Here is a 19,546-nt window from a genome sequence, read left to right as displayed (position 1 = left end):
GGAGCAAAAATGACTGACCAAGAATTAAAAACTTTTAATCAGGGTTTTCTCTGTGCAGTGGTGAGCATCTATGACGAAGGCTTCTTCAAGACCAAAGACGATACCGCCAAGAACAACGCCCGAAACTTCTTAGAGTCCGTAGGAGGCTTCCATGGTCTAGGCGAATGCCTCAAATGCGAGCCTGATGTGTACGACGCGGAGAAGCTCGCGGAGATTTACGGTGTAGGTAATGACGCAAAAGAATAGCTCCCCACTTGGTGCAAATGCATCAAGTGCATCAAGTTTTTCAGCGAAGATAAAACGCTACGCACAGTGGTACTCAACAGAGCTAGATGCGCTCTGGAAACACCCAGAATGGACTGCGCAAGAACTGCATGAGATAATCCCGCGGCACTCTCCTACAGCCATCCGCTCAATGCGCAACCGTGTTGGACGCTATAACCCATACACGGTTCCACTTTGCCAGAAATGTGGTGAGCACCCCGTCGCGATTGGCGACAACTACGCAAAACGACGGGGGCTGTGCTCTCAATGCGCCGCAGATGAGCATGAGTGGGAAGAATCAAACGCGGACAGCCTACGCAAGCAACAGCAGAGGATTAGGCAAAGACGCTGTTTTCGCAAAAAAAGGAAGGGCAAATAACCGTGGAAATTATTTACAAAAAGCTAGATGAGCTAACGCCATACGCAAACAACCCTCGCAATAACGACGGTAAAGCCGTAGAGCAAGTAGCTGCCAGCATAGAAGAATTTGGTTTTAAGGTTCCGCTCGTAATTGACGAGGGGGGGTAATCGTAACTGGGCATACGCGCTATAAAGCAGCTCATCAACTCGGTATGACTGCTGTTCCCTGCATTGTTGCAAGTGACCTTACCCCAGAGCAGATAAAGGCGTTCAGGCTTGCGGACAACCGCGTTGCTGAGGCCGCTACGTGGGATGAGGAGCAACTAGCGATCGAGCTTAGTGAGCTTTTGGAAATGGGTTTTGATGGGCTAGAGCAGCTCGGGTTTGAGGAGTCAGACTTCTACGATGGGGCTGACGATAGTGAGATCGCAGAGGTTCCCATCCCAGAGGAGCCAGAACCAAGAGTAAAAGCTGGGGAACTATGGGCATTAGGAGAGCACAGGCTCCTCTGTGGAGATGCGACAAGTAGTGATGATGTTAAGCGCCTAATTGATGGCGAGTTAGCTGATGTGTGGCTTACAGATCCGCCTTATAACATTGATTATGAGGGTAAGACAGATGACAAACTTACCATTCAAAATGACAGTTTTAGTAGCGATGATGCGTTCGTTGCTTTTCTTAAGGATGCATTTACCTGCGCATTAAGTCAGACAAAGCTTGGAGCCGCCTTCTACATTTGGCACGCGAGCACGCAGGCTAAAAACTTCCTCGACGCAGCAAGCGCCGCAGGGATGACAATCAGGCAAGTTCTTATCTGGGCTAAGGATGTGTTTACTCTCGGGCGGCAAGATTACCAATGGAAGCATGAGCCATGTCTTTACGGCTGGAAAGATGGAGCGGCGCATTACTTTACTAGCAGCAGGTCAGAAGGAACTGTCTATGAAGACAACACAGCTGCCGATATCGAAAAAATGAGCAAGACCGAGCTAAAAGAGTTCATTCGTGGGATGCTCGAGCGGGAGATTCCATCAACTGTAATTCACGAGAAAAAGCCCATGAGGAGCGGGCTGCACCCCACCATGAAGCCAATTCGCCTTATGGCTTACCAAATTCGCAACTCCTCGAAGCCAGGCTGGACAATCTTAGACACATTCGGAGGCTCTGGCTCAACGCTTATAGCGTGCGAGCAGACTAATCGCAGGTGCCTAACGATGGAGTTAGATCCTCACTATTGCGACGTCATTATCCAGCGCTGGGAAGAATTTACAGGCAAGCAGGCAGTTAGGATTGATTAATGTTTGAAAAGGTAAATCCATCGCACCCCGACAAAATCGCAGATAGAATAGCAGGCGCAATGGTTGACGCAGCATATTCTGAAAGCAAGAATCCGCGCATCGCTTGTGAAGTACTTACGGGGCACGGTCGCACGCTCGTTATTTGCGAGACGTCGGTGTCGCTGAAAGGATACGTCTTAGAGATTGTCCACAGAATCGCAGGCGAGACGCAAGTAAGCTACGTAGAGCGCCCACAGAACAGCATTCTTGCAGCAAATCAGCGCGAGCAGATGCGCTGCGGCGATAACGGCATATTCTGTGGCATGCCGATTACAGCAGAGCAGCGTCGGCTCTCAAGTATCGCCAGAAGGATCTACTCGCGTTACCCGACGGACGGGAAATGTGTAATCCACGGAGGAGACATTACGATTTGTCAAAGCTGCGCGACTGAGGACGGGATTAAAGATTGCCTACGGGCTACTGATAAGCCTTCAAAGATTAACCCTCTCGGAAAATGGAAAGGCGGCCTCAACGTCGATGCAGGAGCCACTAATCGCAAGCTCGGAAGCGACATGGGCGACGCAGTTACAGGTGGTGGCCTTCACGGCAAAGACCTATCCAAAGCGGATGTGAGCGTCAATATTTGGGCGCACGTCATGGCACAAGAGCTGCATCTTCCTCTCGAGGTTGCATGCTCAATCGGAGATACAAAAATCGGCAACACGCCATATGCAGAAGTAGTCGAGATCGCCCGCGATTACATCATCGGAGCTGGTGGATTTGAGAGATTTGCCGAATGGGGTCTTATCTAAAATCGCGGTGAGCCGCCACTCTGGATAGCTTTGCCTTTTGAGTTAGCGAGCGGCGATACTTCCTCTCATGGAAAAGAAGACGCGCGGCACAAAAAACTTAAAGCCTCAGAGCATGCGAACAAAAGATGAACAGAGGCGCATAGCAACGATGGGCGGCATTGCTAGCGGTGCCGCTCGTCGTCGCCGCCGTGACATGGCAGCTCTTGCTTCTTCCATGCTCGACGCTCGCCTGCAAGGCGCATCAGAAGCAAAGATAAAAGCAATGTTTCCAGCTCTCGATGATGAAGACGTAAGCTATGCAGCTGCTATCGTCTCGGGGCAAGTTAATGCAGCCATCAAAGGCAACCCCCGCTCATTTGAGCTGCTCAAAGCCCTAGACGATGAAGCCAAAGCACGGGAGAGCAAAGAAGGCAAGCCCTGCGAACACGACTTTGTTCGCCTTACTGGGTGCAAGTTCTGGGACGTTCACTACCACGTTTTACGAGAAGACGAACACGAATTCTGGCTTCCAGGAGGACGCGCATCAGGTAAGTCTACGCACGTAGCCCTCGAGATAATAAGCGGCATGATGGAGCACCCAGACCGCTCAGCTTATGTTTTCATGAAAGTCGGCGCCGATATGGAAGGCAGCGCCTACGAGCAAATAAGAGACGCAGTTACCACGTTTGGCTGTGCCGAAGAGTGGGAGTTCCGCAAGGCTCCGCTCCGCGCTATTCGCAAAGAGACAGGACAAATAATCCGCTTCAAAGGCTGCGATGACCCGCGCAAGACCAAATCCATGAAGGCCCCAGCAGGACAATACTACGCCTACGTCTGGTTCGAAGAAGTAGACATGTTCGACGGTCTCGCCGAGCTACGCACCGTTATGCAATCCGTCACCCGTGGCGGCGGTGCCGATGCCCAATTCTTCCGCTTCTACACCTTCAACCCGCCGCGCATGGCTGAAAGCTGGGTAAACCGCGTCTGCCAGCGTCGCGAAGATGCAGGGAAACGCGTATGGCGCTCCACCATCTACGATCTCCCGCCCGAGTGGGTAGCAGGTCGTATGCTCGACGATGCAGAAGACCTCCGCCAAACCGATGAAATGGCATGGCGACACGAGTACAAAGGAGAAAGCGTCGGTATCGGCGGTCTTGTCTTTGACCGCGTAGAGTTCCGCGAAATCACCGACGAAGAAATATCCAGCTTCGATAGACAGCTAGCAGGCCAAGACTTCGGCTGGTATCCCGACCCATGGGCGCTCACCCTCTCAGAATGGCAAGCAGGCGCGAGGACGCTACTCACCTTCCGCGAAGACGGCGGCAACAAGCTCACACCCGACCGCCAAGCCGAGCGCATCCACAAGGCTCTCACATGGCGCGAGGGTGATGCCAAACGAGGCATTTATCATCACCTACCCGTTGAGTCAGATAGCGCAGACCCAACCGTAATAGCGCAGCAGCGCGATAGCGGTATCAATGCTCGTCCAGCAGATAAAGGAGGGCGCCGTATGGCCTCCTATCGCTGGCTCGCATCCATCAAATGGATTATCGACCCTAAACGCTGCCCCAACCTCGCGCGAGAAGTCCGCACAAAGCAGTACCGCATGCTCCGCGACGGACGCTTTGTCGAAGAAATCCCCGACGGTGACGACCACTGGATAGACGCTACCCGCTACGCAGTAATGCCCATCGTGAAGCGCCGCTCAGCATATCGAGGTAAAGACCTCGATTAGAAAGGCTGAGCTGTGGCACAAGATGAATTCTCAATCCCTGCCGTTATCACAAACACGCTAAAAGACATGGGCTACATCCCCGATACCTCTATGCAAACGAAAATAGCCGAATGGTGGAGCTGGTATAGCTCAACCGCAGAGTTCTACAGCGGAAACGAAGTAATCCCAGGTGCCCGTGGGCAGCGCATCCGCATCAGCCGTCATCGGCTCACAATGCGCATGGCTCGCCGCGTTTGCAAAGAATGGGCAAGCCTGCTCATGGGAGAAGGCTTTAGCATCTCATGCCCAGATGATGAGGCAGCAAACGCCGCCCTAAGCGCATGGGAAGCCGAAACAGCTTTTGACCTGCTCGGAGAGGGACTGGTAGAGCGGACATTCGGCCTCGGTACAGGCGCTTGGGCGCTCTGGATAGCCGAAGACGAAGACGGTACTCGCAAGATTCGTGCTCGTACCTATGACGCTAGGGCAATTCTTCCACTCTCATGGGACATAGACGATTGCAGCGAGTGCGCTTTTGTGACCCGCGTTAACGCCCGCGGCAAAGAGCTAACCCAGCTACAGGCGCATGTGATAGGCGATGATGGCACCTACCACATCGTGACACACATCTTCGACGTCAAAAGCGATAAAGAAGTAACGCTTGACGGCATCATCACTGATTACAACACAGGCGTATCGGTGCCTACATTTGCCCTCATACGTCCCGCTATCGAGAACATTCATGCCGATATCTCAGCAATGGGCACTTCCATATTCGACGATGCCATCGGCGCAATTCAGCTGGTAGATAACGCCTTCGACAGCATCAGCCGCGAGATTGACGCAACTAAAACAAAAGTCTTCATGAGCGATGCCTTACTCGATGTGGTGGACGAGCAGGGAGAGCGTATCACGCGCCCCATGAGCTTTGACGATACGGTCATCCGCTCAGTTGCAGGCAGCGGCACAGATGACATGATTCAAGTGTTCTCTCCCAGTATTCGCATCGATGCCTTGAGGCAAGCCCTTGACACCTCTCTAGAAGTGTTAGGTGATCTTACAGGATTCGGCCAGCAGTACTTCCGCCTAACGCCTCAAGGAGGACTCAAGACCGCCACCGAGGTCGCAAGCGATAACGCCGCTCTCATGCGCAACATGCGACGGCACGAAATCATCTTGCGTGGAGCAGCAGAGCGTATCTGTACAGCAGTGCTTGCGCTGATGGGCTTTAATACCAAAGTAGCCGCCACCTTTGATGATTCCATCATCACCGACACCGTACAAGAGCGCACGATGGCGCTCTCCGAGGTTGGCGCAGGCGTTATGCCGCGCTGGCTTTATGCTGTGAAATACCTCGGCATGAGCGAGGATGAAGCCCGCACCATTACGGGAGAGGCACAAGACGCACAATCGCAGCCGCTAGGTACGATGCTGTAATGCTCACCCCAGAGCAGATAGAGCAGTTAGGGGAGAGCCTGCACAAGGTCGTAGGCGATGTAGAGCGAGGCATCATGCAGATGCTCATCGCTCAAGCAAAAGCTTGCATCGAGCGTGGCGACGACTTCCCAAAAATGCTCAAGGATGCCGCCGCCCTCGATAAGGATATCGCCCGCATCCTTGCCGAGCACAAACGAGCCTTAGAATCTGCCGCCACGCAAGAAGTAGTGCACGCTCTTGCTACAAGTGACGATTACGACCTCAAGCGCGTGAAAAAAGACCTTTACGACCTTCCAAAGCCCATCCGTCAAAAGCTACACACATCATCAGCTTATGTTATGGCAGGCGTCCTAGAGACACTTAGGCGCGATAACCTCGCAATGGCACAGGGCGCAAAGGCGGATTACCTCGACGTGCTAAGCCGTCATGTAACGTTTGTAGCATCAGGAGCCGAAGGCACCAGAGACGCGGTAAAGCGTGCTACTCGCGAGATGGCAGATCGTGGGATTCGTACTGTCACTTACGACAGCAAAGGACGCCAGCGCAAAGACAAAGCAGATGTCGCCATCCGCCGCCACCTTCGCACCCAGATAACGCAGGCGACTTGTAAGCGCACCATGGATATTTGTGATGGTGCAGGCTGCAAGTTTGTAGAGGTCAGCTCTCACACGGGCGCTCGCCCCTCACACGCCGATTGGCAAGGGAAAATCTACAGCCTTACAGGCGCTACCGTGATTGATGGCGAAGAAATAGCTGACTTCTACGAAGCTACAGGATACGAAGGCAAAACAGGCACACACGCGAGCCTCGCAGACAGACTGGGAGGCATAAACTGCCGTCACTCTTTCGCACCCTGGGTGCCAGGCATGGGTCATTCCTACAGCACAACTCCCGACGAAGATGCAGGCTGGAATCGCGAGGAAGTCTACAAAGACACGCAGAAACAACGAGCACTAGAAGCCGATATACGCAAGAACAAACGCATTGCCGCAAACAAAGAAGCGACCGAGCTTGAGAAGGCAGAAGCCAAGGCAAAAATCTGGAATGACCAGAAAAAACTCCGTGAACTTGTCTCTTCCAAACCATGGCTTCGCCGTGATGCCAGCCGTGAAAAAGCGCCAGAGCTGGATGTACAGCCAAGAGGAGCGCGGCGCAAGTCATCCATGAAGGCATGGGAAGGTGAAGATTTTGGTGGCACCTTTGGCGGAAGAACAGTGCAGGCACGCCGTGATTATGCGAAATGCAATGGTGCGACCCCAGAAGAACGCGCAGAAGCCAAACTTGCACTATTCAACGAAAGAAACTCAGCAGGAATAACGAAAGGCTCAAACCTTAACGGTATCGCAGAGAAGAAGCAAATAGCACTGCTCTCTGGTCTTGAGCTTGCGATGAAAGATATGCGTCTCAACCCAGCAGCGCTCAGATACATTAGCGCCGAGACCCTCGACGGAGAGGTTGCACACCTTGGGCGTCGAGGCAATTCATTCTTACTCAAGATTGATAAAAAACAAGCCCGTAGATTAGATGCAGACCAGATAGAACAGGTTGCCTACCACGAGATAGGACACATGGCAGCGCAACGCCTACTCTCAGAGAAAGAATGGGAAAGTGAGGTGGACAACCTCATTGCATATCGTAATGGTGAGCGCTATCTACCGCAGACAAAAGCAAGCAGAGCCGTATTAAATGAGCTGGTAAAAGCCAAGATTCCAGCAAGATATTCATCTGAGGATGCTAAAATAAGGTTTAGCGATGAAGCATCTGAAGAAGTATCTACGCTAAGAGATTTTTCAGAATACGCATTTGATGGAGCAGAATCTGGCATGCAAGACGATGAGCTTATCGCCGAAGGATTGAGGTATTACGGAGTACATGGCCCAGATAACAACGTAATCGCAGATGCTATTTACGATGCAATCATAGGGGGCGAGCATGACCGCTAGAGATATTAACGGTATCTGTAAGAAGCTAGGAATAAAACGCTCTGTTTTGATGGGCGCTGGGCGCAAGCTAGATGCCGCTGCAAGCGAACATTTTGATGAACTTCCAGAATGGAGTTCTTACGCACACGCACAAGAGATTCTTTCTGCCGATGAAATGCGTGCGCTTGCGCTCTATTATCCGCGGCTACAAGTAGCATACCCCGAGACATTTGGGAGCTTTACCTCTTAACCTTTTCGCGTGAGCTACCTTTTAACCTCCCTTCTAGTTGCTGAGATAGGCTCAGCACACAAGAGGGAGGTTTATTTATGCTGGATGACCCCACCAAGGGCGAGGAGACCACCAAAGACCCCGAGGGCGGCGAGGTTAACACCAACGACCCGCAAACTGGAGATGCAGCAGCAGGAACCGAGCAACCCACAGGCGAGGACACACAGTCCAAAGACCCCAGCGGTAGCTCCACGGTAAACCGCAGCAAGTACGACGCTGATATCCGCCGCCGCGACAAAACCATCGCAGAGCTTAAAAAGCAGCTCGCAGAGCTTACTGAAAGCAAAGCAGCATCAGGCGATGAAACCGCCAAGCTCCGTGCAGACTTCGAAGCCTACAAGGCACAAACCACGCAGGAAAAACTTGAGCTTAAGCTTTCCGCTGCAGGTTGCGTGAACACCAAGGCTGCAATGGCACTTCTTGACGATTACGACGGCGATGTGAGTAAGCTCGCTGCCGATTGCCCCTACCTCTTCAAGACCGAAAAGAAAGGCGGCTCGACAGGCCTTAAGCCTACAGGAGCTGCCAGCGCCGCTAGTGCTCTCGATACACGCATTCGAGAGTCGGCAGGCCTTAAAGCAAAGGAGTAATGCATTATGCCCGCATCCCCCAACACTATCTCCAAGTTTCCCGAGAGCTTTGCCACCGCTATCGATGAAGTTCTTGCTGGTGCTACTTACGCCAACAAGTACGCCGTGCAAGGCGCCGAGTTCGTCTCTGGCCGTACCGTAAATGTTCCCGAAATCAGCTTTGGATCACTTACCAAGCCAGACGATTACGACCGTTTCGCTACCGAGCATGGCGCAACGCTTACCTACACTCCCTACAAGCTTGCTAATGACAAGCAGATGCAGTTCTACGTTGACGCCGTTGAGGATGCAGATACCGCAGCCATCCTCACCACGCAAGAGGTTGCCCAGTTTGAGCGTACTATCTTCGCACCCGCCATCGATACCGACTTCTTCGCAGAAGCCGTCAAGCAGGCAGGGGCAAGCAAAGTCGAAGCAAGCATCACCGACGTGAAGGCATCCATCCGCGCAATGCGCTCAGCATTCACCGAGAAGGGTCTCGCAGGTGGTGATCTTTACTGCACCTCCGACGTAGTGGCAGCGCTTGAGAACGCCGTGAACCGCGAGTTCGCAGGCGAGAGCGCTGTTACCGATATGGTCGGCAACTACGATGGCTTTAACATCTACGAAGTGCCCGCAGCTCTTCTTGGCAACAACGTTAACTTCCTCGGCATCAGCGGCGGAACGAACACCATCCGCTACATCACCAAACGAGCCGTGACCTACACGTTCGCTCCTGGCACCCATACCAAAGGCGACGGCTGGCTCACACAGCTCCGCTGGGTCTACGGCACCGTGGTTTATAAGAACAAGAAGCCAGGAATCTACCTTTCTAAGAAGGCGTAACAATGGCATGGCCTGAGCTGACATACTCTCGTTACCAACAGCTCGGTGGCACGGCTGACGAGCAGACATTTACCGCCTGCTTAAAGCCGTGCTCTGCCGCCGTTAAAGCTATCTGCCACCCCAACGAGCCAAAATCATGGCAGCAGGAAGCGGCAGAGCAAGCCATTACAGCTGCCATTGATTACGACACCGCTACAGGCGCAAGTCATGGTGCAGAAGGCGGCGGCTCTGTACGTATCGGAGACTTTTCTCTAGGAGCAGTGCCAGATACCGCAGCATGGAAGACAGGCATTAAATCCGCTATCGCCGATACACTTGTAGGCACAGGGCTACTTTGTCAGGTGATGTACTGATGTTGCCGCAGATTCCGCCCTATCTCCTGCAAGACACCATCACGGTAGAGGAGCCAGACACAACCGCCGAGTTTGGCGCCTCCTACAAGCAGCCGTACACCATCACAGACGTATATGTAATGTGGCAGGAGGCGGCGGCTGGCGTATCGTGGGCAGAAGGCAAACAGCCATCGACAACGGTATTTATCGATGCCAAGCACAGCAACCCCGCTAAGTGCCCCGCACTAAAAAGTCGCATCACGCTTACACGCAACGGGGCGACTCGCTCTGGCATCGTGCAAGGCATCAAAGAGTTTGCCCCCATGGGAGCGCTCCATCACTGGGAGGTGACGCTAGGATAATGGGCAAGACAATTTCATTCTCAATGGATTCAGATCTAAAGGGCTTGCAGCGCAAATTCAGCACCCAGCGTCTCCGCAACATAAACCGTGCGCTTACCCAGCGCGTAGCCTTTGATTCAAACCGCTACGTCAAAGTAGACACAGGCGACCTCAAGAACAGCGCCCAGCTCGCAAGCGACCAAGAGGCGACATGGAACACCCCGTATGCAAGATACGCATACTACACAGGCACGCCAAATCGCAGCATTAACCCGCTTGCGTCTCTTAAGTGGTTCGAAGCAGCCAAAGCCAAACGTGCAAAGCAGTGGGCCGAGCTAGTAAAGGGGCTGGTGCTTGGTGGCTAAAGAGCTAGACATCCTACGCAAGTGTAAAGCTGTGCTGGAAGGCGCTGGATACCCCGCCGTGAAGCTCCGTCCACTCAACGCTGGCGAGGAAGGGGTGGCAATCCGCCTTTTGCCCGCCATTACCCAGCGCACCTACATGGACGGCACCGAGGACATAGAGCAACAGATAGACGTGTTTGCACGTATGCAAGACGAGGGCGCGGCAATTACACTATCGAGTGACGCAGCATCCCGAATTGCGGTGTCTGGGGCGCTCTCTGGTGCGTCCTACGTAGTCACTGACGCACGCGTGTCAGCGGGTGCCACCGAAGCCGAGCAACCCGAGAACGGCCTACACGGCTACTCCGCCACCGTGACAATTTGTTATACAGACACACCATCAGACTTTAGTTAGGAGACCGAATGAGCACTACCGACCTCGGCTTCGCGCCGAACTACACAAACCTATTCTTACTCAACCTCACCCCATCCGCTGCAACCCCAACATGGGGTTATATCGGCCCTGGCATCTCAAGCATTGAAGCAGACGACGATGAAGAAACCAGTGATGACAGCTACTATGACGGAGGCGGTGTCGCTTCCAACGACGTGACCAGCATCAAAGCTGGTTATAAATTCGACGGCAATCGCAAGTATGGCGACCCCGTACAAGATTACGTCGCAGGCTTGCGCTACGAAACAGGTTCAGCACGTATCGCCCACCTACGCCACATCGCACCAAATGGCGAAATCGAAGAGGGCGAAGTAACCATCCAAGACATTACCGCAGGCGGCGGTGACGCCAACGACAAAGGCGCATTTAGCTTCTCCGCCTATTTCAACGGACGCCCAGAATTTACCGAAGGAGATAAGACTCAGTTCCCCGATAAGATCACAGCCCAAGCCGTAACTGTCCAGACTGGAAAGACCGCAAACGCCTCGCTTACCGTAACCCCCGAGGCAGCATCGGGCGCATGTGTCTACGCCATCGAAGATGACGCTATCGCAACCGTTGACCAAAGCGGTGTCGTGACAGGCGTCAAGCAGGGCAAGACCAAGCTTTCCATCAAATGCGTGGCCAAGCCAAGCATCCGCACTGTTGTAGATGTAACCGTTTCTTAAGCGCTATCGGCGTGACAGATAGAACACTATTGGGCACAGCTTCGGCAGTGCCCAATTTTTTGTTAGGAGACAAAATGACCCAAACGACAGCGCTGAAATCCCTGCTTGTAAATCCATTTATTGAAATCGTCTTCGATGAAAATCATAGATGGCAAATCCCCGCCACTCGTAGCGCCTGTAAGCAGATGGTGGCCAAATGGGAGCCGCTAAAAGCTCAAATTGAAGCCATGACAGGTGAAAACCCACACGAGCAATTAGACGCCGTAAAATCGGGTCTACAGCTGCTCTGTGGCACACAAATAGGCGATGAAATCATCGCTTTGTGCTTATGCAGCCTGACTAAAGACGGCGAAGTGCCCGAAGAAGAGGTTGTGTACTATCTCATCCCAGTTTTAGAGCACATCGCGAGTCTTTGGGTCAAACAGCTTGACGCTATGGGCGCCAAGACCCAGGAACGTGCAAATCATTACTTAGGTCTGACAGACAATGCCATCTAACACATGGCACATCCACGAAATCCTCGGGCGCCGTCTGCGTGTGCATGACACCCTCTCGAACTTTCAACTCATCCTTGAGCTGTTCCAAGATGACTACTTCGACAACGAAGAGCGAGCAGAGGTACTTCTTACCATGCTCTACCCTAACCCTCAAGGTTTCATTGAAGCCTACAGAGACGAGGCCAAAGAAGCACTCAGCGAAACGCTTTGGGATTGCTTCGGCATTGATATCGATGGCACCCGTCCCCACGAGGATGCAGCTCTCGATTTTGACGAAGACAAAGCGAAAATCACCGCTACTATACGCGCCGCCTATGGCCTGTCATATGACGAGCTGCTAAACCTCCCCTACACCGAAGCTATGACCCTGCTCATGCTCGCACCTGAAGAAACCCCCATGGGTCAAGCTCTCAAATACCGCCTCGGGAAACCGCCGACAGGTAAGCACATAACCCGCGAAGAACGCTGTGCATGGGAAGAAGGCAGGCGCTTCTACAGGCTTAAAGGCACACCAAATAATCACCACACAAAAGACCAAGTTCAGCAAGAAAACGATGTCGCTACCCGAGCATTTGAAGAGAGGAAAAGGAGGCTAAACCGTGGCTGACGGACAAATAACAATCAAAGCAATTCTCGATGATCAAGGAGTCTTGCAAGGCTTCGAGGCAATCGAGCAAGGTGCTGAGAAGGCTGCATCAAAAGTTGGCAGCGGCGGAAAGTTTAGTGCAACAGCATTCGCTGCAGCCAGTAAAGCCCTAGATATTGTTGTGGATAAGGTCGGCTCGCTCACAGGCGAAATGATAGCGGCATCAGATGGTGCCCAGAAATTTGCGTCAACTCTCGAATTTGCAGGCCTAGATACCAGCACAATTGACAGGCTTACAAAAAGCACCCAAGAATACGCAGATAAAACCGTCTACGACCTAAACGACATCCGCAGCGTTACTGCTCAGCTCGCCAGCAATGGCGTTAAAAACTTTGACTCACTCGCAGAGGCCGCAGGCAATCTTAACGCCGTTGCAGGCGGCAATAAAGACACTTTCAAAAGTGTCGGCCTAGTAATGACCCAAACAGCAGGCGTAGGCAAACTCACAACGGAAAACTTCCGTCAGCTTTCCGACGCAATCCCTGGCGCATCTGGCCAGCTCAAGCAAGCACTACAAGACGCAGGCGCCTTTTCTGGCTCATGGGAAGACGCCATGCGAAACGGTGAAATTTCCTCAGATGAATTTTTCGCAGCCGTCCAAAAACTTGGCATGACTGACGTTGCTAAAGAGGCTGCAACCTCTACCGCCACCATCGAGGGCGCCATGGGCAACCTTGAAGCCTCCGTTGTAGGCGTAGGCGCACAGGTACTCGATGCGATAAAGCCAGCCATCACAGGAGCAATGGATGTGCTCTCAGACGGAATCAGCAGCATCCCAGAACTCCTCAAACCCGTATCCGATGCGTTCGCTTCCGTTGACCTCTCAGGGCTTCGATCAGCCTTTGATAATCTCGCAGGCGCAGCAGCAAAAGCATTCAAGCCATTCGCTAAAAACCTACCAAGCCTGCAATCCGTATCAGACGTACTCGGAGGAGCGCTACAAACCGCTGTCGATGCACTCGCAGGCGTACTTAATTTCATGGCCGACAACGCAGACGTTATCAGTTCGGTAGCGGTAGGTCTTGGAGCAGTAGCCGCAGCAATGGCAGGCATGCAAGCCGCCTCAGCCGCAGCAACCGCTATCGGCGCTATTGTCACAGGCGTACAAACTCTTTTCGCCGCCATGGCGGGAATCCAGTCTATTCAAGGCTTCGGGGCTGTCCTAGTAAGTCTCGCAGGTGGGCTTGCGCCAGTCGCCATCGCTATCGCAGCCGTAGCCGCAGGTCTTGTGTGGTTCTTCACCCAAACCGAAATGGGAAAACAAATCTGGCAAGGCTTCACAAGCCTCCTCGGCTCTGCCATCCAGGGAGCTGCAGGAATCATCTCAGCAGCTTGGGGCGCAATAACCAGCACAGTCAGTGGGGCTGTTGGTGCTGTCTCAGGCTTCGTCTCAGGCGCATGGAAGGGCATACAGTCTCTTACCTCCAGCGTTTGGAATGCTATCCGCAGTACTACTTCTGGCGTTTGGAACGGCATTAGAAGCACAGTAAGCAACGTCGTAAACGGCATTAGAAGCACGGTAAACAACGTCTGGAATGGCATCAAATCCACAACTAGCAGCATCTGGAATGGCATCAAATCAGGAATTACAGGCGCCATCAACGGAGCCAAATCAGTCGTTCAGAATGCCATTAACACAATCAAAGGCGTAATGAATTTCAAATGGTCGCTTCCCAAGCTCAAGCTACCACACGTCACCATAAAGGGCGGCTTTAGCCTTATCCCTCCCAGCGCACCCAGCTTTGACATTAGCTGGTATGCAAAAGGTGGCGTTTTTAACTCACCGAGCGTAATCGGCATCGGCGAAGGAAGGGACAAAGAAGCGGCCCTCCCACTCAATAAAAAAGTATTCAGCGCTATCGGTGCAGGAATTTCACGTTCAAGCGGGCAAAACGGTAACGCAGTAGTCAACCAAACAATCAATCAATACATCACGACCATAGACCGTGATGAATACGTCATCGCCGCGATTCTTAATCGCAACGCGATGGCACTGGCAGGGGTGAGATAATGGCAGCTAAAGTATGGTTCTACGCCCACGGTGAGGAACTTTATATCCCCGCTGATAAGCCGCGAGACAATCACATGGCAATCTATAACGGAGGCATTAAAGGGTGGTGGGGAACTCCAGATCTCAAAGTTGAGATGACCAAGCGAGAGACAGGTGATGGTGACTTCCCAATTAGCGATGCAGCCGTGCTCTACGCATCGCGCATTGTAACGCTCGACATTCTTGTCAAAGCACCAACGCGCCAAGAATACCGAGCAGCCCTAGAAAAGCTTAATCGCCTATCCCATACCGAGGCAGTTCTCAGAGTCGCTGATGCCCAATCAGACACTTATGCCACAGGACACATCCGCATCACCGCTGATGATGAACAACTCACATCCAATAGATGCCATGTGACGGTGAGCGCTACATGTGCAGACCCGCGCCGCCGCTCGTGGGCCGCGCATTCAGGCGTAATGATTCCAGCTCTAGCAAGCCAAGGAGGACTGATATTTAACGCCGCAGGCATTCTCAAAACGTCGCCTATAAGCTTTTCTGGCATCAGCACAACACAAAACGTTTGCACGCTCACCAACAGCGGTACAAGTGAGTCATATCCCGTCATCCGTGCATCAGGCAACCTGCCCGAAGGATTTACCATCACCGACGTAGGAACAGGCAGACAGCTTTCCTATAGCCATCCCGTGGCGTGGGCACCCGTTGTGCTTGATTGCCTAAGCCGCACAGCAAACATCAATGGCGTGGATGTAACCCGCTCTCTCACGCACCGAGAATGGCCTACCATCCCCGCTGGTGGCTCTATCACGCTCGCCCTGAGCGCAAGCGGGGAAGGCCACGTGAGCGCCGAGTGCCGAGATACTTACATATAGCGTGAGCGTCCGTTCATCCTCCTAAGAAGCATAAGTCAACGAAGGGTGAGACATGGGCACTACAGCATTTCCGATTAGACAGACGTGGGACGGAGTAGGAACGACAGATACCGCCCTCCGTCAAATTGTGGCGGCACTTTATCCAAACAAAGGCATCATCAGCGGCCTCAAAGTTATAGGTACTAATTCACTCGCCTACAATGTTTTGGCGGGCGTTGCCGTCTGCTCTAAAGGCACATCAGATGGCAACACGCTTGCCTATAGCGAGGGCGGAAGCCTTACCGTGGCCGCAAATGACACGGATAATCCGCGTATAGATACGCTCTGGATTACCTCCCATGACGCTACTCAAGGCGATTCAGACAACCTTGTAACGCTAGGCGTAACGCAAGGAACCGCAGAAGCCATACCAACAGAGCCACAAATCCCAACATACGCAACGAAAATCGTCTCTATGCTCATGCCCGCAGGCGCCGTCACCACCGCCAGCGCCACGCAAAATGGCACCGCTGATTATGCCATCCCATACGGCGCGAGCCTTGGCGTGCTGCACTCCTACCAAGACACCACCAATGGCAATCAAAAACCATACAACTGGAAACTTCAAAACGCAGCCACCATATCACTGCCAACTGACCGCATTCTGCACCTCCGCTATTCCCGTAGCGTAAGCGCTAGAAAAGAAACTTCTGAATACGTCGCCTTCCTCGTGGACGGAGAAATCGTTGCATCAGGCGAATTGACCATCGGCCAGTTCTGGGCAGTCCGCATGTTCGATGCCTATGTGACAGTACCAGCAGGTACTCACTCCATAGCAGTAAAAGACAAGCTGAGAGGAGATGCCCAGTTCAACTACAGGGTCGCAGCCAACGAAAACGGCATGAATTTCCTCGGCATGCAATTCCAAATCATCGACGCTGGGGTCGTCAGATAATATGTGGCGCTGCTATCTTTTCGACACAATGACAGGCATTATCGGAGCCCCCATTGAGCTTCCTAGCTTTTCATGGACGGCCGACATCAACTCATCAACTCTCAGCACAACTAGAGACACGAGACCAGGCCAATTAGAGGCATCTAACCTCAAAGTCCCATGGGATGCCATTCCAGGAAGGACACAGGCAGCAAAAGCCAAAGAAGTAGCTTCTCTTCGCCGTTCCATCCTTGTCTGCTGGCATGGTCTAGACGATGTAGAACGCCCTATCCTCGCAGGGGCCATTGGCGCACGTACCGACACCATGAATGACACATCATTCTCACTGCTCAGCCCCTACGCGATGCTCACATCGCGCTTCCTCGTCAAAGACGGCACCTTTGGCAAGAACGCCCACAGAGGAACATCTTCTGCATACGCATGGAAAGGCTGTTCTCGTCGTGCTATTGCTTGCGGCGTAATTCAAGCATGCACAGGAGATAAGCTCGGCGGCGCCCTGCCCATAGATTTACCCTATCTCGGCGAAAAAGGCATTCATGAGCGCAATTACAAAGGCTCCGCAGTCATGAGCTGCAAAAAAATTCTAGAAAATCTTGCCTCCGACAACGGCGCTCCAGACATGCAAATTCGCCCATATCTCATAGATGCCTCGCACATGCGCTACCGCTTTATCGCAGGAAGCGACAGTGAACCACATCTCCCACAACGCGGCCTTATAAAAACACTCTCGTGCTTCCGTGGTGGCGGGACTCTGCAAAACATTTCCGTAGCACACGCCGCGCCTATCGAGCGCGTTTACCAAACAGGAGAAGGGCAAGACGAAGCGATGATATGCGCCATGGCAGAAGACAAAACGCTAATCACGCAGCGCGACCCGTGGCCACTAGCCGAGGCAAGCTATCAAAACCAGCAGTTACCAAAGCATTTAGCCCTAAGCAGTGCCACGGCACGCCTTAACGCATCAAAGCGTCCCGCATTGCAGCTTACAGGCGAAATCAATGCACAAGACCCATACGCGCCAGAGCTCGGAACATTTTGGTGTGGCGAGCAGTTCGACATCGACATCGCCGACTTTCCAAGTATCCCCGACGGCATCTATCGCATGCGCCTCATGGAGATGCGTGGCACCGAGTCATCCTCAATCAAGCTCACTTTCGACGTAATGCAAGATCCTATTTGGTGACCAAAGGAGCAAAATGCTACACCGCAAGATTAACAACAGCCCGCTAGAAGTATTAGCCCATATGGCAACAGAAAGCGACGACGCCACGACAGAGCAAGCAAATGCACTAAGCGGTTCAATTTCAATCGACAACCCAGATGGAACCCGTACCGTAATCGGCGCAGCAGCAGGCACCGACGCAGCAGGAGTTTCTCGAGGCATCGCCCCATTTGTCGGCGATACGACCCCGCCAGGAAAGCCAACAGGTATCGACGTAGTTTCATCTGTAGGAACTATTTCCGTTGGGTGGAACGGGACTTTAGAAGGCGGTATCCCCGCTGACTTTGACCACGTGGAAGTTCGCGCCAATGGAAATGTAGTAGGGTCATTCTCCGCTGCTGGAATAATTTCTATCCCAGGCTTGCCCGCGGGTTCTCAAGCAGAGATTACTCTTGTCGCCTATGACAACGCACATGCAGAGGACGGCACGCCCGCGCCGAACGCCAGCGAGCCTAGCGACCCCATCACTGTCACCGTAGACAACTTACTCGAGACAATGCAACAGGCGCAAGCTCAGCTTGATGCCATGAGACAGCAAGCCGAAGAGCAAGCACAGGCAGTACAAGGCCTACAATCCGCAGTACAATCTCATTACTCAGAGCAGAGCGAGCTTGCATCTCTGGTAAGCGACCACACAACAAGCATCAATCAAACAGCAGCGCAGCTGCAACAAGTGGCCACAAAGACAGAGCAGATAGACGGCCTATCTCAACGAGTCGAAAACGCCGAAAGCACCATCACGCAAACAGCAGAATCACTAGAGGCCAAAGTTAGCAAAGGCACATCAGGAGTCAGCTCTCTCGGCACCATCGCGCGGCTTACTGCAAACGGACTTGATATAGGCAGCACATTAGAGCGTGGGCATGCCCACATTGACGATGACGAATTCTCAATTTTCGATGCAAACGGCAATAAAACAAGCTGCTTCACAGCATCAGAAATCACTCTTGGCGCTAATTCAGATTTTACAAAAGTCTCAATGTGTAAAGGTGGTCTGCGGTTCTGGTCTCATCCATCCGGCACCTATATCAGCATGCCTCTAGGGCAGACGATCTCGTTCATGCCATGGGTTGCAGATGAATCAGGTGAGCCAATGCCATCCGACAAGGGAATCTTACTACAGAGCCTTTCCAACGGAGGGTTCATATTAAATATCATATTAGACATGCTCATAATAAATGGCTCCCACGTCAACCCCACTCACGCAGCTCACTTACTGGCTCCTGTTGTGTTATTTGACGATGCCAAGCCAAAGCTTTCTGGAGCCGTCACTCTTTCAGATAGCCTTGCAAACTATAGCGACATCGAAGTGTTTTTCAGTACAAACGACGGGGACGCGGGCGGCATGACAAAAATTCATAATCCGAACGGCAAAACGTTTATTTGCCAAACTACAATCGCGGCTCCGATATCTGAAACGAACCGCACGTGGAGGGCATTTGTTAAGACAAAAGTCTATATGGCAAGCGGAACCACAATTAACACAACGCAGCGCAAGGGAGACTTTGCTACAGGCGAAATAGTTCTTACAAACGGGGCGTCAAACGTAACGGTAAAAAGATATGACGCCATAGGCATCACCCGCGTGGTTGGTTGGCGTAAGTAATAGCGCTCTAAGCAGCCAATAAAAAAGCATCAACACAGCAGCTCGAAAGGGCTGCTTTTTTATGCCCGCGTGACACAGGGCTTATCTTGCACACGGCAAGGGGAGGTGAGGTATGTCAGACATAGAAGGACTTGAATCGCGGCTTACCGTAGCTGA

Annotated in this window: 22 protein-coding genes; all 22 read left to right on the top strand. The window is 52.6% G+C overall.

Translation table 11 applies throughout. The annotated features are described in order from the left end of the window. The first annotated feature begins 9 nt into the window (after positions 1-9). The 22 genes from Q0X25_RS02015 (at position 10) to Q0X25_RS01915 (ending at position 19,390) form a co-directional block, all read left to right on the top strand. Positions 10-246, top strand: coding sequence for a hypothetical protein (locus tag Q0X25_RS02015; protein WP_298578731.1), 237 nt, complete (start codon positions 10-12; stop codon positions 244-246). Positions 247-645: 399 nt separating this feature from the next. After that, complete coding sequence (locus Q0X25_RS08495; RefSeq protein ID WP_367270373.1) at positions 646-792, top strand: ParB N-terminal domain-containing protein; 147 nt, start codon at positions 646-648, stop codon at positions 790-792. A gap of 44 nt (positions 793-836) precedes the next feature. Further along, complete coding sequence (locus Q0X25_RS02010) at positions 837-1,919, top strand: DNA modification methylase (RefSeq protein ID WP_298578730.1); 1,083 nt, start codon at positions 837-839, stop codon at positions 1,917-1,919. Further along, positions 1,919-2,710 carry an S-adenosylmethionine synthetase N-terminal domain-containing protein gene (locus Q0X25_RS02005; protein ID WP_298578729.1) on the top strand — a complete coding sequence of 264 codons (792 nt, stop codon included), beginning with the start codon at positions 1,919-1,921 and terminating at the stop codon, positions 2,708-2,710. The genes Q0X25_RS02010 and Q0X25_RS02005 overlap by 1 nt, the downstream gene beginning before the upstream one ends. 148 nt (positions 2,711-2,858) lie before the next feature. Further along, entirely contained in the window at positions 2,859-4,424 is a 1,566-nt protein-coding gene (locus Q0X25_RS02000; protein WP_298578728.1) for a PBSX family phage terminase large subunit, read from the top strand. A 12-nt stretch (positions 4,425-4,436) separates the two neighbouring features. After that, entirely contained in the window at positions 4,437-5,840 is a 1,404-nt protein-coding gene (locus Q0X25_RS01995) for a phage portal protein (protein ID WP_298578727.1), read from the top strand. Continuing rightward, complete coding sequence (locus tag Q0X25_RS01990; RefSeq protein WP_298578725.1) at positions 5,840-7,783, top strand: phage minor capsid protein; 1,944 nt, start codon at positions 5,840-5,842, stop codon at positions 7,781-7,783. Before Q0X25_RS01995 ends, Q0X25_RS01990 begins: the two co-directional genes overlap by 1 nt. Next, on the top strand, positions 7,773-8,012 hold the full coding sequence (locus Q0X25_RS01985; RefSeq protein WP_298578724.1) for a hypothetical protein: 240 nt from the start codon (positions 7,773-7,775) through the stop codon (positions 8,010-8,012). The genes Q0X25_RS01990 and Q0X25_RS01985 overlap by 11 nt, the downstream gene beginning before the upstream one ends. Positions 8,013-8,089: 77 nt before the next feature. After that, positions 8,090-8,641 carry a hypothetical protein gene (locus Q0X25_RS01980; RefSeq protein WP_298578723.1) on the top strand — a complete coding sequence of 184 codons (552 nt, stop codon included), beginning with the start codon at positions 8,090-8,092 and terminating at the stop codon, positions 8,639-8,641. A 6-nt stretch (positions 8,642-8,647) separates the two neighbouring features. Then, the gene (locus Q0X25_RS01975; RefSeq protein ID WP_298578722.1) at positions 8,648-9,466 is read left to right on the top strand and encodes a hypothetical protein; all 819 of its coding nucleotides are present in this window, start codon (positions 8,648-8,650) and stop codon (positions 9,464-9,466) included. Positions 9,467-9,468: 2 nt separating this feature from the next. Next, positions 9,469-9,819: a hypothetical protein gene (locus tag Q0X25_RS01970; RefSeq protein ID WP_298578721.1), complete on the top strand. Its 351-nt coding sequence runs from the start codon at positions 9,469-9,471 to the stop codon at positions 9,817-9,819. After that, the gene (locus tag Q0X25_RS01965; RefSeq protein WP_298578720.1) at positions 9,819-10,160 is read left to right on the top strand and encodes a hypothetical protein; all 342 of its coding nucleotides are present in this window, start codon (positions 9,819-9,821) and stop codon (positions 10,158-10,160) included. The genes Q0X25_RS01970 and Q0X25_RS01965 overlap by 1 nt, the downstream gene beginning before the upstream one ends. Next, on the top strand, positions 10,160-10,504 hold the full coding sequence (locus tag Q0X25_RS01960; RefSeq protein WP_298578719.1) for a minor capsid protein: 345 nt from the start codon (positions 10,160-10,162) through the stop codon (positions 10,502-10,504). Before Q0X25_RS01965 ends, Q0X25_RS01960 begins: the two co-directional genes overlap by 1 nt. After that, positions 10,497-10,898: a hypothetical protein gene (locus tag Q0X25_RS01955; protein ID WP_298578717.1), complete on the top strand. Its 402-nt coding sequence runs from the start codon at positions 10,497-10,499 to the stop codon at positions 10,896-10,898. Before Q0X25_RS01960 ends, Q0X25_RS01955 begins: the two co-directional genes overlap by 8 nt. A gap of 8 nt (positions 10,899-10,906) precedes the next feature. Beyond that, complete coding sequence (locus tag Q0X25_RS01950; protein ID WP_298578716.1) at positions 10,907-11,605, top strand: phage tail tube protein; 699 nt, start codon at positions 10,907-10,909, stop codon at positions 11,603-11,605. 74 nt (positions 11,606-11,679) lie between these two features. Beyond that, entirely contained in the window at positions 11,680-12,102 is a 423-nt protein-coding gene (locus Q0X25_RS01945; RefSeq protein WP_298578715.1) for a hypothetical protein, read from the top strand. Continuing rightward, complete coding sequence (locus tag Q0X25_RS01940; RefSeq protein ID WP_298578714.1) at positions 12,092-12,709, top strand: Gp15 family bacteriophage protein; 618 nt, start codon at positions 12,092-12,094, stop codon at positions 12,707-12,709. Before Q0X25_RS01945 ends, Q0X25_RS01940 begins: the two co-directional genes overlap by 11 nt. Further along, entirely contained in the window at positions 12,702-14,759 is a 2,058-nt protein-coding gene (locus tag Q0X25_RS01935) for a tape measure protein (RefSeq protein ID WP_298578713.1), read from the top strand. Before Q0X25_RS01940 ends, Q0X25_RS01935 begins: the two co-directional genes overlap by 8 nt. After that, entirely contained in the window at positions 14,759-15,628 is an 870-nt protein-coding gene (locus Q0X25_RS01930) for a hypothetical protein (protein WP_298578712.1), read from the top strand. The genes Q0X25_RS01935 and Q0X25_RS01930 overlap by 1 nt, the downstream gene beginning before the upstream one ends. A gap of 52 nt (positions 15,629-15,680) precedes the next feature. Beyond that, on the top strand, positions 15,681-16,562 hold the full coding sequence (locus tag Q0X25_RS01925; RefSeq protein ID WP_298578711.1) for a hypothetical protein: 882 nt from the start codon (positions 15,681-15,683) through the stop codon (positions 16,560-16,562). Position 16,563: 1 nt separating this feature from the next. Continuing rightward, complete coding sequence (locus Q0X25_RS01920) at positions 16,564-17,745, top strand: hypothetical protein (protein WP_298578710.1); 1,182 nt, start codon at positions 16,564-16,566, stop codon at positions 17,743-17,745. A 13-nt stretch (positions 17,746-17,758) separates the two neighbouring features. Beyond that, complete coding sequence (locus tag Q0X25_RS01915) at positions 17,759-19,390, top strand: hypothetical protein (protein WP_298578708.1); 1,632 nt, start codon at positions 17,759-17,761, stop codon at positions 19,388-19,390. Positions 19,391-19,546: the final 156 nt, after the last annotated feature.

Origin of the sequence: uncultured Olegusella sp., assembly GCF_947253395.1 — a bacterium.
Taxonomy (GTDB): Bacteria; Actinomycetota; Coriobacteriia; order Coriobacteriales; family Atopobiaceae; genus Olegusella.
Note: the sequence above shows the minus strand (reverse complement) of the source record. Positions and strands in the feature narration are given on the sequence as shown.